This window comes from Leucobacter albus, from assembly GCF_039528015.1.
In the GTDB taxonomy this organism is placed as follows: Bacteria; Actinomycetota; Actinomycetes; order Actinomycetales; family Microbacteriaceae; genus Leucobacter; species Leucobacter albus.
The window spans coordinates 260,122-275,704 of sequence record NZ_BAAAKZ010000008.1; the positions used below are offsets into that span (position 1 = coordinate 260,122).

The following is a 15,583-nucleotide window of genomic DNA, read 5'->3' on the forward strand; positions in this document are numbered from 1 at the left end:
AAGCGCACGCGGGCAATGATCCTTCTCGCCACGTATCAGGGGCTGCGCGCGTCAGAAATCGCCGCCGTCCACGCGGACGACATCGACACGCACGCGGGGACGCTCAAAGTTCTCGGCAAGGGCGGACGGCTCGATTACCTTCCCCTCCACGAAACAATCCGCGAGCTTGCACCCTCAATGAATGCAGGGTGGTGGTTCCCAGCACGCGGAGGCCGCGACGGGCACATTAAAGGCCAGTCAGTCAGCGACCTGCTCACTGACGCACGCGCCAGAGCCGGCATCACAGACAAGCAGCTCACGGGGCACTCCCTTCGGCACTCATTCGGCACAGAGCTAGTCCGCGGTGGAGCGAACATCCGAGCCGTTCAAGAACTCATGCGCCATTCATCGCTGCAGACCACTCAGCGGTACACGCAAGTCCTAGACGAAGACCGCCGACAAGCGCTCGACGTACTACAAGGCCGAACGATCCCGAAACGATCAGGCAGAAAGGCCGCATAGCCACTCGAACATTCCTTCGAACCCGTGTAGACTTTCCCTCAACAGGTGCTTCAAGGCCCGACACAACTAGATCCCCCAGAGAATGGGGCATCGAACTTGTGTCGGGCCTTTTCTTTTTGGGAGAGGGAAACATGAAAGACACGGCACGCGCAGTAGAGCGGCTCACGCAAACTCACACAGTCCACCTCGAAGGAGCGGAGTACGAGTGCGCTCCCTTGCTCGAGCAGCTACGCGAGGCCATCTCATCCTCGACGGGCGCCGGATCCGGCGGGGGTGGCGGCGTCGGCGGCAACTTACTCAACCTCGACGCGCTCAACCTCTGGGAGTACATCGACGGCATCGTGCGCGGCTGGCTCCGAACATGGGCACTCGACCACGGCGGCGAACTCACCGAAGCACTGCAGCGACTCCCCCACGCGATCCAGGCACAGCACGCCGCCGACGCTATCGATGACGACTTCCGCGAACGCCTCGAAGCCGCATTCGACAAATGGGTGTACCAGATTGAAGACCTATTCGACCCTCCCCACCAGAAGGAACTCACCGCGCCCTGCCCCGAATGCGGAGAGCGACATCACCTTGTGCAGGAGACGGACGAGCACGGCACCGTGGTCGACACTCGGCAGGTCGCGGCCGTCTCCATCCCTGTCAAGCGCGGCCGCGCCGTCATCGCGGAATGCCGAAGCTGCGGGGCCATGTGGGCGACCGAGACCGAGCTGATCGGGCTCGCTGAAGCGATGGGCCTCGAAGTTGACGTTGTGGCGCTCCGTGAGCTCGCAATGGGGGTGGCAGCATGAACTGGTGGGACATCCCTCTTGCAGTGGCCGCCGTCTACGCGGGCGGCATCTTTGTCATTGCAGCCGCCGGCCTCCTCTCGTACAGCACTGACCTGCCAGACAAGGTGCGGCTCAAGACGGCACGGATGGTGGTCGATGCATGGAAGTGGCCAGCATTAATCGCGCAACGGGTCCGAGTCATGTGGAAGCAGGTACTCGCCGACGCGAGGGCCAACGAACAGGACTCGTAGATATGTTTGCAACATAGCTTCGATCATGGTACATTCGTACCACGCACTTCAAGCGACCCCGGACAGCCTCACGGCCCCGGGGTTTCTTGCTTTCTGCACACAATCGAATACACAATTCAATAGCTCGCACAACGGTGCGGGCACGCCTTGGCCTGTAGCTCAGTTGGTAGAGCGGCGCACTGTTAATGCGTGTTGCGCAGGTTCGATCCCTGCCAGGCCAGCAATGCGAGCCACGGACGCTGCAAGCGACTTCGGAAGATGTAACGCTCTCAGCGCGAGTGATGGCGGCCCCCTCGCAGAAGACCAGAGGCGCGGCGACAGAGATAGCCGCAGTGACGCTGGGGAATCGACATTTCTACTCGCCCCAACTTTGTAGCGGCCTATGGCAGATCTTGCCCGGCGTGACGGGATGACGCGCACACCTTATTGAAGCTGGACGCTCTCTGGCCAGAAGCCGTGGACCTGTCATAGCTCTTCGAATGCGGCACTATAGAAACATGCCAGAGATATCAAGCCACGTTGCCGCTCGCTTCCCAGACGCTGACGCAGTCCAGCAAATCTACGACACTCTGCAGGAGCGCTGCGCAGAGGACCAAAGCGTGACACTCACCAGCGCCAGGGTGTATCGCGAAACCCACCACTGGCGCTGGGATACGCTACAGGAACTGACGCACGACCTGCGGATCAGTGCGCCAGCAGACGAAATCGGTTTCCACCTGGAAATTACCGAGGCCACCTCCACCGCTCTAACGCCTTCAATCCTCATGCAGGTAAACATTGCCGGGGACAGCACCGGCAGGGGAACCGAGGTATCGGTCAGTGCCCCCGACAGGTTCACTGCAGAAGCGGTGCACACACAAATAGTCCTAATTCTTCAATCAAGCACACCGATACCCGAGCGCAACCCAGCAAAGGAGACAGAAGTGAAGCCAAAGATCTTCATCGGGCATGGCCGCAATGAGCAATGGCGGGCACTCAAAGAGCACCTTCAGGACCACCACGGGTTTAGTGTGAGAGCGTTCGAAACAGGCTCCCGAGCGGGCCACACCATCCGGGACATCCTCGACAGCGAGCTTGACAACGCGAACTTCGCTTTCATAGTAATGACAGGCGAAGACGAGCAAGGCGATGGAGCACTTCGCGCACGCCAGAATGTTGTGCACGAGGCTGGCCTTTTCCAAGGGAAGATGGGTTTCGACAGGGCAATAATTGTCCTGGAAGAGGGTGTCGAGAACTTCTCGAATGTTGATGGAGTTCAGTACATTCCTTTCGCCAGAGGGAACATCCGTGAAGCCTTCGGCGACGCCGCTGCGACGATTAAACGCGTATTCAACTTGTGACTATCGACGAAAAGCCCCCGACGTGCAATCGGGGGCTTTCTGTGTCACCACTCTTCCCCGCGCCGTACCGCTGACAACACCCTTATCGAACCGGGTTAGAGCGCGGGGGACCTACCAACGGAGGAGCACGATGACCGACTGGCCACTACTCGTTATAGCGGGCATCATCATCGTCACCCAGACCTGCCACCTCGTCATGGACATCCAGGACGCCCGACGCAAGAACCGAGGACGGCATGGCTGACGATCGCACCTGTACCGACTGTGGTGCCGTCTACCCTTCCACCCGTGCGGCTCTCCTCTGCTGTGACGAGGAATACCGTGGCGACCGATACACCGAGGAGCAACGATGAAGTATCCCCACATGCAGCACGTCTGCAACCTCACCCGAGGTGGCGACGTGCTCTATGTCGGCAGCACAGGGCATGGGGTGCAGCATTTCATCAAGAGTGTCGCGGATCTCAATATCGAAGGCGTCACGACCCGCCGTTCCAAGGGCCACGAACTCGTCACGTTCCCGGACGGACACAGGCTCCACTTCGCCACCTTGCGAACAATCAACAAAGCTCGCGGGCTGACAGTGCAACACATCGTCATCGACGACCACACTATGCTCGACGACCCAGACTTCCGCGCAACACTACGCCCGTGCTTCAGCCATCCCTACGGCGTCGACATCGAACGCTACAGCGTCATCGGATAGAACTCAAGGAGATCACCATGGCCGGATTCAACCCGCGACTACGCATCCTCGAGCTGCCAATGAGGCATGCAGGCAAGTGGAGCGACACCCCGTTCATCTTCATTCTCGACCGGGCAGACGAACAGGCTGAGGAAGCCCTCGCCGCCCTCGGGGAATCAGGCAAAGCGATGGGCGCAGTTGGAGCGCTTGTCTTCGACATGGAGGTCGACCTTGACTAAGAGCACCATCACTGTCACCACCGAGGCCAACACCCCCGACGCTTTCGATGAGGCAGCCACCCAGGCGCTCACCCAATCCAACGGGGCTCCCCTCAAGCTAGAGGGCATCCACCAATACGTGGCCCCCGACAAATACAAGGGCGGGTACACGACAGGGTACGCCTGGGCATTCACGCCCCTCGACTAGCCCAACACCACGGGCGCAAAGGAGCGCCATGCGAGGACTAGACGACCACACCTACCGCAAACGCACAGCAGCACTCAAAGCCAAACGCCACGACTGCTGGCTCTGCGGTGACCCAATCGACTACACACTGCCATGGAAACACAAAATGGCATTCACAGCCGACCACATACAACCACGCTCCAAAGGCGGACACATCTACGGCGAAATACGCGCAGCACACCGATCCTGCAACAGCAGCCGCTCAAACCGCGTCACAACCGTCACCACAGCGCCCAAAACCGCACTCAGGTGGTGACCGCCGTCCACCAAACATCAACCGCACCCTGGCCCCTCCCCCTCCCTCCCCGGTCTAGGTTCAGACCCGCGGCATACTGATTTTTTACACAGGGTCGATTCGCGGTCTACCAATTGCGTGGGGGTCTACCGATTCCGTTTTGTGGAGGTTCTGTCATGGCCAGGCCTCCTGCCCCGTGTGGCACTTTCACTGCGTATAAGCGTCATTCCCGGAAGGGTGAGCCGGTTGATACGGCGTGTGCTCAGGCTGCTCGGGATCAGAAGAACGAGCGGGCTGAGCGTGGGCGTGAGGTTGCGGCTGCTGCTGTGCGTGCGCAGCTTGAGGCTGTCCCGGATCCGCCGGCGTCGTCGGGGATTGATGAGCTCGCTGAGGCGTATGACACGTTGCAGTGGGTTAAGGCGCAGATGGACTCTGGTGTCGCTCAGGGTGCTGCCGCGTTGGCGAAGCAGCGTATGGAGATTGTGGCGCTGATTAAGCGTCTTGAGAGTGCGGCGAAGCCGGAGGTGAGCGCTCTTGACGAAATCGCTCGAAAGCGTGCGGAAAGGCTCGCAGCTTCCTCGAATTGAGTCGTACCCGCTGTTTCATTCTTCGGCGGCTGATGATGCTGTTGATCTTGCGGCGGTTGCTGGGCTCAGTCTCTATCCGTGGCAGGAGCATGTCCTTCGTGGTTCATTGGGCGAGCGCGTGGACGGCCGCTGGTCTGCGTTCCGTACTTGTTTGGTTGTGCCCCGTCAGAACGGCAAGAATGCCGTGCTTGAGGCGCGTGAGCTCGCTGGGCTGCTGCTCTTCAACGAGGCAGTGATCATCCATACGGCGCACGAGTTCAAGACGGCGAATAACTCGATGATCGCGCTCATGAACCGCATCAAGGCCTCACCGCTACTTGCCGAGGTGAAGGGCGGCGCCGGCATGTCTGCCGACGATGACCTTCGAGAGATTGACGGGTTCCGCACCGGCAACAATCCAGCGATCACGATGAAGAACGGGAACAAGCTGCAGTTCGCGGCTCGCTCTGGCGGCTCCGGTCGCGGGTTCACGGGCGATCTGGTCGTACTGGACGAGGCGTACGCGTTGAAGTCTGCGGAGATGGATGCGCTGCTGCCGACGATGGCAGCGAAGTCGATCGAGGGCAACCCGCAGGTCTGGTTCACGTCGTCTGCTGGGATGCTCGATTCTGACCTGCTGGCGTCGCTTCGTGCGCAAGCGCAGAAGGAATCTCCTGGCCGTCTTGCCTACTATGAGTGGTCGACCGCTGATGATGCGGATCCGCTCGACCGGGACGGCTGGTACGAGGCGAACCCGAGCCTTGGGTATCGGATCTCCGAGGAGTTCGTGCAGGACGAGTACGACACGCTCGTTGGCGAGACTGGCAGCGACGAGGGGTTCAAGCGTGAACGTCTCGGCATTTGGGCGAAGCTTGGCGGTGGAGGAATCATTCCCGCCAAGCCGTGGGCTGAGTCTGCTGGGGATGCGCTCGAGGTCGAGACAGAGACCCGGGAGATTGGGCGTGTGGCGTTCGCGGTCGATGTTCCGCGCTCTCGCGACTCGGCTTCGATCGTTATGGCTGGCGAGCTTGGTGATGGGCGAACGTCTCTCGTGCTCATCGACCGCAGGGTTGGCACCGATTGGGTTGCTGACAGGCTCGCAGAGCTGAAGGAACAGTATGACCCCGTTGCGATCGTCATTGACGAGCTCGCAGCGACTGGCACGATCCTTGGTGAGCTCCGTCGCCTCCGAGTCAGGGTGTGGGCGGTGAAGTACCGCGAGTACCTCCGCGCCTGTGGTGCGTTGTTTGATGCGATCTCACAGATGAAGGTCACGCACACGTCGCAGCAGGAGCTGAATGACGCGGTCGCTGGTGCTGGCCGAAAAGACGGGGAGTCTACGCTCTGGAAATGGGCTGGTTCCTCGCATGTCGATATTTCTCCGTTGGTTGCTGCGACTCTGGCATTCGCTGGCCTGCACCGACGATCCGGGAAGTCACCCGAGGGTGGGCAGCGGAAACTAATTGTGATGGGCCGGTGATTCTGTGGCTGATTTTCGTGAGCTTTCGGATGAAGAGTCGAAGACGTTCCACCAGCTGTATGACCAGCTCAACAGGTTCAAGCGGCGCAACCAGTTGCGTGACCGTTACGGCGACAGCAAGAAGACCCTCGACCAGGTGGGCTTCTCAATCCCGCCGCACATGGCATCGTTTCAGGCGGTGCTTGGGTGGCCGGATAAGGCGTGCGGTGTGCTTGCGCGCCGGCTGCGGCCGCGCCTGTTCGCGTCTGTTGATGAGTCGTCACTGTTGGAAGAAGTGAATCGTCACTTCAGCTCGGCCGACACGCAGCTTGTCGAGCGCATGGCGATCGAGTCCGCAACCAGGCACGGCGCCGCGTTTGTGTTCACCTCTGCCGGCAACACCGCCCTCGGTGAGCCCGAGGTGATCCACTCTGTCTGCACCGCGCTCACTGCAACCGCGCTGCAGGACCCTCGCTCAAGACGCATCACTGCAGCGCTTGAGGTTGTCGACGGCGGGTTCAACATGAGCCTCCCTGGCCGCACCCTGTTTGTTGGGCGCCGCGGCAACCAGTGGGGGCTGCTGGATGAGTTCGCTACGACCCCTGGGCGCGTGCTCTGCACCGCGTACGTCATCGGGGGGCGTGTAGATCGTCCATTTGGGAAGTCTCGCATCACACGCCCCGTCATGGCGCTTACCGACATGGCTGTGCGAGTGATGTTGCGGCAGGAAGTGTCTGCAGAGTTCTTCTCGTCGCCGCAACGGTACATGCTCGGTGCAACTGAGGACATGTTCGTTGGGCCGAACGGTGAGCCGCGAACCGGATGGGAGACCATGCTGGGGGCGCTGCTCGCGGTGCCTGATGATGAGGACAAATACGAGAACCAGCGTGTCACTGTCGGGCAGTTTGCGCAGATGTCGATGCAGCCCCACTCGGATCATCTACGGACGGTCGCGATGATGTTCTCGGGCGAGACGTCAATCCCAGCAAGCTTTCTCGGCATCCTGCACGACAACCCGTCGTCTGCTGAGGCGATCATCGCGCACGAAGCCGAGCTCGTGTCGATCTCTGAAACGGAGATCGACTGGCTGAGTGCAGCGCGTATCTCACTCGCGACCAACACGGTCGCGGTGCTCGCTGGGCATGAGTTCTCACAGGCTGAGGCTGCCGAGGTGGCGAGCTTCTCGGCTCTGTGGCGTGACCCGTCGACACCAACTCGAGCAGCTACGGCTGACGCGATGACGAAGGAGATTTCGGCGCTTCCCTGGATGGCTGAGTCTGATGTTGCGCTTGAAGGGTTCGGGCACGACGGGCCGACAATCGAACGGTTGAAAGCGGATCGTCGCCGCTCGATGGTGGGGGCGTTTATGTCAAGTCTCGGCACGGCAGGCGGGGACGATGCGCAGCCAGCCAGCCAGCCAGCCAGCCGGCCGACGATTTGAGCGCAGCACAGGTGCTCAAGGTCAAGGCTGACGCAGTCGGCGTGCTCAGGCGCGCTGGCGTTGATGCGAACGACGCTGCGGAGCGCGCCGGCCTCCCTGGGCTGAAGTTCATTCCGGGTCAACCCATCACAATCAAGCAGGCCGACGAGTAGCGAGGTGGCGGCATGTCTGTAGCAGCACTCGAGCAGCATCGCCGCGACCTTGCCCGCCTGTGGGCTGCAGCTTCAGTAGACGTACGAACTGCAGCCCTTGCTGTCAGAAAGCTTGATGTCGCTGATGCCCGCGAGATGCTGAAGATCGCGCTCCCGGATCTCATGGACCCGTTCATGGGTGCAGCGTCTGACTTGTCGGCTGTGCTGCTCGAGGAACTCTACGGAATCGTTGCGAACGTTCCGGCTGGCCAGTACCTGCCGTCGGCTGGAAAGATCGACGGTGCTGCCCGGTGGGCAGTTACACCGATGGTGGATCCAACACTTGAGTCCACTGTGGTGTCCCGCGTTGCTGGCACCGCAGAACGAATGCTGTACGACTCCGCACGGCTAACTGTCGAGCGTGGCGTGATCTCGAACTATTTCGCGAGGCGGAATCGCCGCTACGGCAACATCACCCGCGATGAGTCTGGCCGCCGCGTAAGGTTTCAACGGCTCCCCCGCGCGACTGCGTGTGACTTCTGTCAGATGCTCGCTGGACGCGGCGCCGTGTACCTCACCGAGGCATCGGCAGGAGGCGTGGTAGGGCGCGGTGTCGACCTGTCTCAGAATTTCAATGCTGATGGTTCGCAGCGTCTCTTCGGTAACCGCATGGCCGGCGGCGTGAAAGCCCGTGGGGCTGCGAAGCTCGGGTCGAACTACCACGATGCGTGCAGGTGTCTCGTGCAGCCGGTGTTCCAAGGGACAGAGGTTGCGGACTACGCCACCGAGATACAGCAGAAATACAGCCAAAAGTTCGCCGCCGCGTACGCCACCGGGCAGGGCGAACTTGATTCAGATGAGGCCGTGATGGCCCGCTGGCGGAAACTCCAACATAAGTAGCCGCGCCACAGTCTGCCCGCTCTTTCGCGGGTTCAGCCTCCACGACCGTGGGGGCTTTTTTCATGCCCGAATGGGCGCACGCTGAGCACTCGCGGCGGTCAACAGCGAGGTGAAGGAGCAAAGACCAGATGACTGAGCAGGTAACCACAGGCCCCCTCGAAGGCGGTAACGCGGGGTTTACGCCTCCCGCAACCCAGGAAGAGCTGAACGCGCTGATCGCGGGCAGGCTCGAACGGGAACGAGGGAAGTTCGCCGGGTTTGACGAGTTCAAGGCCAAGGCTGCCCGACTCGATGAGATCGAGGAGCAGGGCCGCACAGACCTCGAAAAGGCCGAGGCGCGCGCTGCTGCAGCCGAGCAGGCGCTGAAAGACCGCGAAGCCGCTGACGAGGCCGCGAAGGCTGAAGCCGAAGCTGCTGCGGAACTCGCGAAGGATGCAGCGTCGGTGGCGGAGGCGACTGGTGTTCCGGTCGAGCTGCTTCGTGGCGGATCGAAGGAAGAGCTTGAAGCGCACGCGAAGGCTCTCGCTCCGCTGCTCGCTGCCGGCAATGGTCTGAACCAGGTTCGAACCTCCGGCACTGGTGGAGGTCAGCCGTCTACGAGCTCTTTCGCTGCTGGACGGGAGCGGGCAAAAGCCCGTTCCAAGTAACTCAAATTTGAGAGGAGATCCGAATGGATCTGAAGATCACCAAGGAGACCTACGGCGGGTCGAAGCTGTCGTGGCTGGGGTCGCGTCGTGGTGTCGATACGGCACGAACGGTGACCATTGACCGGTCGAAGCTCGCTGCGGCGGTCGTGACGGCGGGCGTTGTGCCTGCTGGCACGCCGCTCGCGCAGGCCGGCGCGAAGGTCGCACCGTTCACCGGCGCTGAGGGCGAGGTGTTCGTGGGCTTCTTGCTCACTGACCAGGCCGTCAAGGCCGGCGGCGGCGACATCGTTGCCCCGCTGCTTGATCACGGCCGCGTGATCGTGGCAAAGCTGCCGGTGGCTTTCACCGCGCCCGACAACGCGACCTCGTTCGTGTTCGTTTAAGGAAAGGGGACTGACACATGGCACTTTGGACTGATGTTGTTGAGCCCGCAGAGCTGACCGGGTACGCCCGCCAGACTCTCGAGGACTACGAAGCGCAGAAGGGTTCCCTCTCGCGCTGGCTCCCAAACCGCACGATCTCTGACATCGTTGCACGTTTCGTGCGCGGTGAGGGCGGCCTGACCGAGGTCGCGGAGTACCGCGCGTACGACGCAGAGACCTCGATCGGCGACACCCCTGGCGGTGAGCGCGTCACGCTCGAGCTTCCCCCGCTTGGCCGTAAGCTCCGCAACTCGGAGTACGACCAGCTGCGCCGCAACGGCAACGTTGGCGACGAGTCGGTTCGTCCCACGCTCGAGAAGTACGCGGCTCAGGTCGCTCGTGCTGTCTCGGATCGTTTCGAGCTTGAGCGTGGCCGCGTCATCGACACCGCGAAGGTTTCGATCAACGAGGGCGGCTTCATCGCGAATGCCGACTTCGAACGTCGCTCTGACTTCAATGTCACCGCCGCGAACCTGTGGTCGGCTGTCGACGCTGACCCGCTGAAGGACATCGAGGCGTGGCGTGCCGCGTACGTCGCTGAGAACGGTGAGGAGCCGGGAACGATCCTCACCTCCACGAAGGTGCTCAATGCGGCTCTCAAGTCTGCTGCGGTGCGCGCGCTTGTGGCTGGCAGCGGCCCGGCGCCGACGGTCATCACCCGCGCTACGTTCAACACGATCCTCGAGGCGTTCGGCCTGCCGGCGTTCGAGGTGTTTGACCGTCGCGTGAAGGTTGGCGGCGCGAACACGCGCGTCACCCCGGAGGACAAGGTGTACCTGCTCCCCGCGGCGACTGGCCCGAACAACGCTGAGGGCACTGACCTGGGTGGTTCGTTCTGGGGCACCACGCTCGAGGCTTCGGAGCCGGAGTATAACCTCCCGGCTGAGGAGCAGGGCGGGCTTGTGGTTGGCGCGTACAAGACGCTCGACCCGATCGGCGTGTGGGTGCACGGTGCGGCGATCGGCCTGCCGGTTCTCACGAACCCGAACCTGTCGCTCGCGGCGAAGGTTCTCTAACTCACTTGTGAGGGCGGGGCTGGCTTTGGCTGGTTCCGCCCTCCGCATTCCAGGAGGAAGACATGGCGAAGATTCGCGAAGATTTTGAGGGAGCCGTACACGTTGACGGTTTCGTGCTTGTTGCTGGCGATGAGGTGCCGGAGGGTGTGCGTATTGGCGCGCATCTGACAGGTGTCGAGCCTGCACCGGTTGAAGATCCGGACACTGACGAGGATCCAGATGCGGATGAGGGCGACTTCGATCCTCTCGCTGAGGAGCCTGCACCGGCCAAACCGCGCGGTCGCCCCAAGAAGGTTCAGTAATGCCCTGGGCAACCCCGGAAGACGTTGAGGCGCGGTGGTTGCTCGATGAAGACATTCCAGCAACCGAAGAGCAGTTGCAGGCACTCATCGACGACGCGGAAGACACGATAGTTGCCCGCGTCCCAGACGTTCCGCAACGGGTCGAATCCGGGCAACTCCCGAAGGGCCGGGTCGTGAAGATCACGGTCGCGTTGGTGATTGAGCGACTCAAGAACCCGCGCGGCACCAGGCAGACAAACATGACGGCTGGGCCATACACGGAGTCAGAAACGTTCGGCGGGAACAACCCCGGCGTGATGTCCCTCACTGATGAGCAGATTCGTGAGCTCACCGGTGGGTCGAAACGCGCCGCGTTCACGGTGAACACGATCCCCACCAGCTGGTCTGGTGGTCGCGGTCATGGGTAGGCCGTCACATATCCATGAGAGGTTCACGGTCGGCTACCGGGAGCGCACGACGACCGCTGGTGGCATGGCTCCGAAGGAGTCCTGGAAGCCCGCCGTTGATCTGAAGGTGTTCGGTTGGGGGCCGCCGTCGCCTGACGATGTGATCCGTTCCGAAAAGACCGGGACGAAGCATGAGCTTGACGTGTACTGCCGCTCATCCCCAACAAAGCATCGAGACAAGCTCGTTGTGAACGGGGTCGAGTGGTTAGTGCAGGGCGAGCCTGATGATTACCGGTTTGGGCCGTTCGGGTTCGATGCCGGGGTTCGGGTTCGCCTGTCACGGGTGGAGGGCTGATGGAAGCGTACGAGTTCCCCAACGCGGAAGCCGCTCTCCTCGAGGTCGTGCGTGACGTGCTTGCGGTCGAGGCCTCCGTCGAAGTCCTCAAGCCGCGCCCTGAACTGTTCGTTCAGCTCAGCAGGGTTGGCGGTGTCGCCCGGATGATCACAGATCGCCCGATGGTCGTGTGCTGCGCGTGGGGGCCCTCCTGGGAGGAAGCGTTCACGCTCGCGTCAGGGTTGCGTCGACTGGTGCATTCTCTGACGAGCCTCGATGGTCTCCCTGTGTACCGAGTCCGAGAGGTCGGCGGGCTGGCGCGTTCGCCTGACCCTGTCGCCGGGTCACCCCGTTACCAATTCACCGCCGAGCTTTCGCTCCGCGGATCCACAGCCCCCTGACTGGGGGCTTTTTGCTTTTAGGGAGGTGCCGCCTATGGCTCATGTCGAGGTGGTCAACCGTCAAGAGATTGACGGCGTCAATTACGAGCGGGGCGAGGTGATCGAGGTGTCCGCTGGGCGCGCTCGTGACCTGATCTCTGCCGGGAAGGTGCGCGCGGCGGAGAAGCCGAAGCGCGTGCCCGCATCAAACGGTGGCAGTGAGGCGAAGGAATCTCCTAAGCCCGCGCCCGCAACTAAGGAGGTGGCCAAGAATGGCTGATCTGTATACCAAGGACGATGTCCGTGTCTGGGGTTCGCTTGGCGGTGCCGTGTTCTGGGCGCCGAAGGGCACCCCGCTGCCTGAGACCTTTGACGAGGAGCTCGACCCTGCGTTCGTGCCGGTCGGCATTCTCTCAGAGGATGGTGTCAACGAGGGGCTCTCGGTTGACACGAACAAGATCAAGGGCTGGCCGGGCGGTCAGACTGTCCGAGTTACGAACACGTCGACGGAGAAGACTGTCGCGTTCACGATGCTCGAGAACAGTCCACTCGCGGCGAAGCTCTACTACGGTGCTGACGCCCCGGTGAAGGCCGGGACCGGCGCGCGCATCGACATCCCCGAATCGGTTGGTGTTGTCGAGGGCACCGCTGTGGTTGAAAAGCACGATGGCGATATTGTCGAGCGGCGCTGCATCGAGCTCGGCCAGGTGTCTGAGCGTGGCGACCAGTCCTCGAATAACGAGGATGCGGCCGGCAAGGAAGTCACCCTCGAATCAGTCGGTAAGGACTACATCCTCACGAACGCGCCCGCGTTTGTTGAGGCTGCGGTCACTGTCCCGTAGTTAGACCGCCTGGGGCGCGTGGTGACTCCGCGCCCCAGGCCACTCCCCTGAGTCACACCCAAGCTTTCAACGAAATGGAGTCACCATGACTGAAACCACTCGCTCGAAGAGCGCAAAGAAACCCGCCGACCACAAGCCCGCAGCAGCCGAACAGGTGAGCATCGAACACGGAGGCGTGAAGTTCACCGCTGCCCGAGGCTCGCTCGACTCGCTCCGCACCATCGACATGCTCGAGCGCGGTCTGATCAGCACAACGCTGCGTCGCATCATTGGCGATAAGAAGTTCGAAGAGTTCCTCGACAAGAACCCTGACGCTGGCGCAGAAGCTGCCGGCGAGCTGCTCGAAGCGATCGCCGAAAAGGTCGGCGCAAAAAACTTCTAGGGCTTCTCGTGCTGCTTCGTGAGGCTCGGGACCGACTAAACGCTGATCTTCGGCGTGAGTACGGCCTGAGCCTCACGGACATGTACGAGGGGCGTGTTTCCGTGCTCGACGTCGCAGACTTTGCGGTTCATCTGCGACGCGGCAGCCTGGTCTCCGAATGGTTCGGCGGCTGGGGCGCGATCACAGGCCTCGAAGAAGCTGTACGCCGCGTTGAGTATGCGGTTATAGCGGTGAACGCAGGCAAGAAGAAGCCAGAGCAGCCATCTGCCCCAAAGGGGCTGCGGGACGCGGTGATCGCGCAGCAGAAGAAATCCCATCAGCGGGCCGCAAGAGCGCGTGCGCTCGCATCAATGCAGGCCGCGCTGCACAGCAACACCAGTGTTGATGGAGGTTAGTTATGGCCAAGAGTTCCTTTTCTCGCGTGAAGCTCAATCTTCCTGGGGTTAACCAGATGCTGCGTGAACAGCAGCCGCTCGTGGACGCGGTCGGGGAAGCGATCGCAGGGAACGCCGAGGGCAACTACGAATATGTTGCGAACCCTCACCGGTTCACCGCCCGTGGGCACACGCAGACGGCCGATGTTGAGACGGCTGTCAACGACACGAAGACCCACGAGCTTCTGCGCGCAGTTGGTCGTTCGGTGAGGTAGAGCGAGGAGACACGATGAGCTTCATACGTCTGTTTCGAAACGCGTCTGCCTCAAGAGCGCGCGTCGAAGCGAAAGCTTCCGCTGGTGCACCACCCAGAACAGGGGCGGGAGTGTCCACCGAATCTTCACCCGAGCTCCGGCCAGGTGTTCCGCTTCCAGAGGAACCCGTATGGGACCACCCATCCCACCGCGTTCTGGTTCCTGTGCGAGACGTACAGGGACGAGTGCGTGGAGTTCTTCCCCTGGCATCACCACTGAGCTTGCGGGACGCGAAAGCGTTGTTTGGAGAGAGGTGAAGATGCGGGCGTCGTAGGCTGCCCCGTTGCCGGCATTTCTGAGCGTCACTTCCACATAGAACCCGCTTTTGTCGTGCAGCGGGGTAGCTTCCTTGCTGACTTCCACTCTCCATTTTGGGCGTTGCCGATCTAGGAACCGGAATAGCACCGACACCGCGAATGCGACTCCGGCAGCTATGAGCGCTACTGCCAGTTCTTCTGGGAAAGTCATTGGTGCTACAGGTTGGCGATGAGCGGCCTGGTTTTCTCGTCGTATTGTTCTTGGGTGAGTACGCCGGCGTCGAGGAGCTGCTTGAGTTTCAGCAGCTGATCTGCGACGCCCGGCTCTGTTGCCTCAGGGGCTGCTGCTTCTGTGCTGCCGCCTTCGCGTTTGAGTTCCGCCGCGCCGATGCGGGTGACAGCGCTCGCGAACTCTCGCATCTTCTTTTCGTCTTTGGCGGGGCCTTCAACGATGACGGTCGCCCCGTCTGGGAACACGATTGTCACGTATCCCTTGGTTTTGTCTTTCTTGAACATTCCGCCCGCGATCGCTCCGACCGGGCCTGCGAGCAGCGCTCCCCCACCGATGCGGGTAAGGGTGGGTCGGGAACGGTCGGCGCCTGACTCAAATTCGGCGGTCGCGCCCTCGATAGGTCGCTTCAGGCCGAGGCCGTGCCGGTACCCCTTGTAGTCGACAATGTGGCCGGCGTAAACGACCCCAGCTGTCTTGCGTTTGAGCTCTTCAATCCTGTCTTCCAAGACTGCGTACTCAGTTGCCCTTTGGGCCTCAAAAGCCGTTTGAATCGCATCTCTCTCCGCTGAGCTGAGCTCTCCTCGCTCGGCCAGCGACTGGGACAACGTTTGGTGAAGCTGTTCGAACTGTGGGGCTTGTTTACGCGTGAAGAACACGCTGTTCGGGTCGAGAACAGCTTTCTTGGCGGTCTGCCCGGGGATAGCGAATCGCAATTGCCCGTTCGAGAAGCGAGTTGCAGCGACAAAGTCGATCCGCTCAACGTCAGACAGGCGAATCTCTCTAGTCTCATTCGCTGCTTTGCCGAGGCCTTTGGTGCCGAGCTTCAAGACGATGCCGTCGAACTCTACGTGACCACCAAAGCCTTCTACGCGTAGTGCCGTCATGGCCTGATCTTACCAACCACCTCGGAGGTGTCTATGGCTGCCAACGGCATCGAAGTCGCATCAA

At 61.5% G+C, this 15,583-nt stretch carries 25 protein-coding genes and 1 tRNA gene; 25 read left to right on the plus strand and 1 reads right to left on the minus strand.

Features of this window, described 5'->3' with window-relative positions; all coding sequences use genetic code 11:
• The 25 genes from ABD115_RS10315 to ABD115_RS10430 all read left to right on the plus strand — a co-directional run.
• A partial coding sequence (locus ABD115_RS10315) for a tyrosine-type recombinase/integrase (protein WP_343960647.1) occupies nucleotides 1-501 on the plus strand: 501 nt, incomplete at its 5' end.
• 131 nt (nucleotides 502-632) lie between these two features.
• Nucleotides 633-1,298 carry a DUF7341 domain-containing protein gene (locus ABD115_RS10320; RefSeq protein WP_343960648.1) on the plus strand — a complete coding sequence of 222 codons (666 nt, stop codon included), beginning with the start codon at nucleotides 633-635 and terminating at the stop codon, nucleotides 1,296-1,298.
• The gene (locus ABD115_RS10325; RefSeq protein ID WP_343960649.1) at nucleotides 1,295-1,528 is read left to right on the plus strand and encodes a hypothetical protein; all 234 of its coding nucleotides are present in this window, start codon (nucleotides 1,295-1,297) and stop codon (nucleotides 1,526-1,528) included. Before ABD115_RS10320 ends, ABD115_RS10325 begins: the two co-directional genes overlap by 4 nt.
• Nucleotides 1,529-1,676: 148 nt before the next feature.
• A tRNA-Asn gene (locus tag ABD115_RS10330) sits at nucleotides 1,677-1,749 on the plus strand.
• Nucleotides 1,750-2,025: 276 nt separating this feature from the next.
• Complete coding sequence (locus tag ABD115_RS10335; RefSeq protein WP_343960650.1) at nucleotides 2,026-2,868, plus strand: TIR domain-containing protein; 843 nt, start codon at nucleotides 2,026-2,028, stop codon at nucleotides 2,866-2,868.
• A 349-nt stretch (nucleotides 2,869-3,217) separates the two neighbouring features.
• Entirely contained in the window at nucleotides 3,218-3,571 is a 354-nt protein-coding gene (locus tag ABD115_RS10340) for a hypothetical protein (RefSeq protein ID WP_343960651.1), read from the plus strand.
• A gap of 17 nt (nucleotides 3,572-3,588) precedes the next feature.
• Nucleotides 3,589-3,789 carry a hypothetical protein gene (locus ABD115_RS10345; RefSeq protein WP_343960652.1) on the plus strand — a complete coding sequence of 67 codons (201 nt, stop codon included), beginning with the start codon at nucleotides 3,589-3,591 and terminating at the stop codon, nucleotides 3,787-3,789.
• The gene (locus ABD115_RS10350; RefSeq protein WP_343960653.1) at nucleotides 3,782-3,976 is read left to right on the plus strand and encodes a hypothetical protein; all 195 of its coding nucleotides are present in this window, start codon (nucleotides 3,782-3,784) and stop codon (nucleotides 3,974-3,976) included. The genes ABD115_RS10345 and ABD115_RS10350 overlap by 8 nt, the downstream gene beginning before the upstream one ends.
• Nucleotides 3,977-4,004: 28 nt before the next feature.
• Nucleotides 4,005-4,271, plus strand: coding sequence for an HNH endonuclease (locus ABD115_RS16625; protein WP_382389404.1), 267 nt, complete (start codon nucleotides 4,005-4,007; stop codon nucleotides 4,269-4,271).
• A gap of 723 nt (nucleotides 4,272-4,994) precedes the next feature.
• Nucleotides 4,995-6,296, plus strand: coding sequence for a hypothetical protein (locus ABD115_RS10355; protein ID WP_343960654.1), 1,302 nt, complete (start codon nucleotides 4,995-4,997; stop codon nucleotides 6,294-6,296).
• Between the two features lie 4 nt (nucleotides 6,297-6,300).
• Nucleotides 6,301-7,716, plus strand: a complete 1,416-nt coding sequence (locus tag ABD115_RS10360; RefSeq protein WP_343960655.1) for a hypothetical protein — start codon at nucleotides 6,301-6,303, stop codon at nucleotides 7,714-7,716.
• A complete protein-coding gene (locus ABD115_RS10365) occupies nucleotides 7,713-7,868 on the plus strand; it encodes a hypothetical protein (protein WP_343960656.1) in 156 nt (51 codons plus the stop codon). Before ABD115_RS10360 ends, ABD115_RS10365 begins: the two co-directional genes overlap by 4 nt.
• A gap of 12 nt (nucleotides 7,869-7,880) precedes the next feature.
• Complete coding sequence (locus ABD115_RS10370) at nucleotides 7,881-8,747, plus strand: VG15 protein (protein WP_343960657.1); 867 nt, start codon at nucleotides 7,881-7,883, stop codon at nucleotides 8,745-8,747.
• 128 nt (nucleotides 8,748-8,875) lie between these two features.
• Complete coding sequence (locus ABD115_RS10375) at nucleotides 8,876-9,394, plus strand: hypothetical protein (protein ID WP_343960658.1); 519 nt, start codon at nucleotides 8,876-8,878, stop codon at nucleotides 9,392-9,394.
• A gap of 23 nt (nucleotides 9,395-9,417) precedes the next feature.
• On the plus strand, nucleotides 9,418-9,777 hold the full coding sequence (locus ABD115_RS10380) for a hypothetical protein (RefSeq protein WP_343960659.1): 360 nt from the start codon (nucleotides 9,418-9,420) through the stop codon (nucleotides 9,775-9,777).
• Nucleotides 9,778-9,794: 17 nt separating this feature from the next.
• Nucleotides 9,795-10,832: a major capsid protein gene (locus ABD115_RS10385; protein ID WP_343960660.1), complete on the plus strand. Its 1,038-nt coding sequence runs from the start codon at nucleotides 9,795-9,797 to the stop codon at nucleotides 10,830-10,832.
• Nucleotides 10,833-10,894: 62 nt separating this feature from the next.
• Nucleotides 10,895-11,134 (plus strand): hypothetical protein, encoded by a 240-nt coding sequence (locus ABD115_RS10390; RefSeq protein ID WP_343960661.1) that lies wholly within the window; start codon nucleotides 10,895-10,897, stop codon nucleotides 11,132-11,134.
• Nucleotides 11,134-11,541 (plus strand): hypothetical protein, encoded by a 408-nt coding sequence (locus ABD115_RS10395; RefSeq protein WP_343960663.1) that lies wholly within the window; start codon nucleotides 11,134-11,136, stop codon nucleotides 11,539-11,541. The genes ABD115_RS10390 and ABD115_RS10395 overlap by 1 nt, the downstream gene beginning before the upstream one ends.
• Entirely contained in the window at nucleotides 11,534-11,875 is a 342-nt protein-coding gene (locus tag ABD115_RS10400; protein WP_343960665.1) for a hypothetical protein, read from the plus strand. The genes ABD115_RS10395 and ABD115_RS10400 overlap by 8 nt, the downstream gene beginning before the upstream one ends.
• Entirely contained in the window at nucleotides 11,875-12,255 is a 381-nt protein-coding gene (locus ABD115_RS10405) for a hypothetical protein (RefSeq protein ID WP_343960666.1), read from the plus strand. The genes ABD115_RS10400 and ABD115_RS10405 overlap by 1 nt, the downstream gene beginning before the upstream one ends.
• 34 nt (nucleotides 12,256-12,289) lie before the next feature.
• Nucleotides 12,290-12,514 (plus strand): hypothetical protein, encoded by a 225-nt coding sequence (locus ABD115_RS10410; protein ID WP_343960667.1) that lies wholly within the window; start codon nucleotides 12,290-12,292, stop codon nucleotides 12,512-12,514.
• A complete protein-coding gene (locus tag ABD115_RS10415; RefSeq protein ID WP_343960668.1) occupies nucleotides 12,507-13,076 on the plus strand; it encodes a phage tail tube protein in 570 nt (189 codons plus the stop codon). Before ABD115_RS10410 ends, ABD115_RS10415 begins: the two co-directional genes overlap by 8 nt.
• An 85-nt stretch (nucleotides 13,077-13,161) precedes the next feature.
• Entirely contained in the window at nucleotides 13,162-13,458 is a 297-nt protein-coding gene (locus tag ABD115_RS10420; protein WP_343960669.1) for a hypothetical protein, read from the plus strand.
• An 80-nt stretch (nucleotides 13,459-13,538) separates the two neighbouring features.
• Entirely contained in the window at nucleotides 13,539-13,853 is a 315-nt protein-coding gene (locus tag ABD115_RS10425; RefSeq protein ID WP_343960670.1) for a hypothetical protein, read from the plus strand.
• Between the two features lie 2 nt (nucleotides 13,854-13,855).
• Nucleotides 13,856-14,107: a hypothetical protein gene (locus ABD115_RS10430; RefSeq protein ID WP_343960671.1), complete on the plus strand. Its 252-nt coding sequence runs from the start codon at nucleotides 13,856-13,858 to the stop codon at nucleotides 14,105-14,107.
• 512 nt (nucleotides 14,108-14,619) lie between these two features.
• Here ABD115_RS10430 and ABD115_RS10435 read toward each other — a convergent pair.
• On the minus strand, nucleotides 14,620-15,519 hold the full coding sequence (locus ABD115_RS10435; protein ID WP_343960672.1) for a DUF4429 domain-containing protein: 900 nt from the start codon (nucleotides 15,517-15,519) through the stop codon (nucleotides 14,620-14,622).
• Nucleotides 15,520-15,583 lie beyond the last annotated feature (64 nt).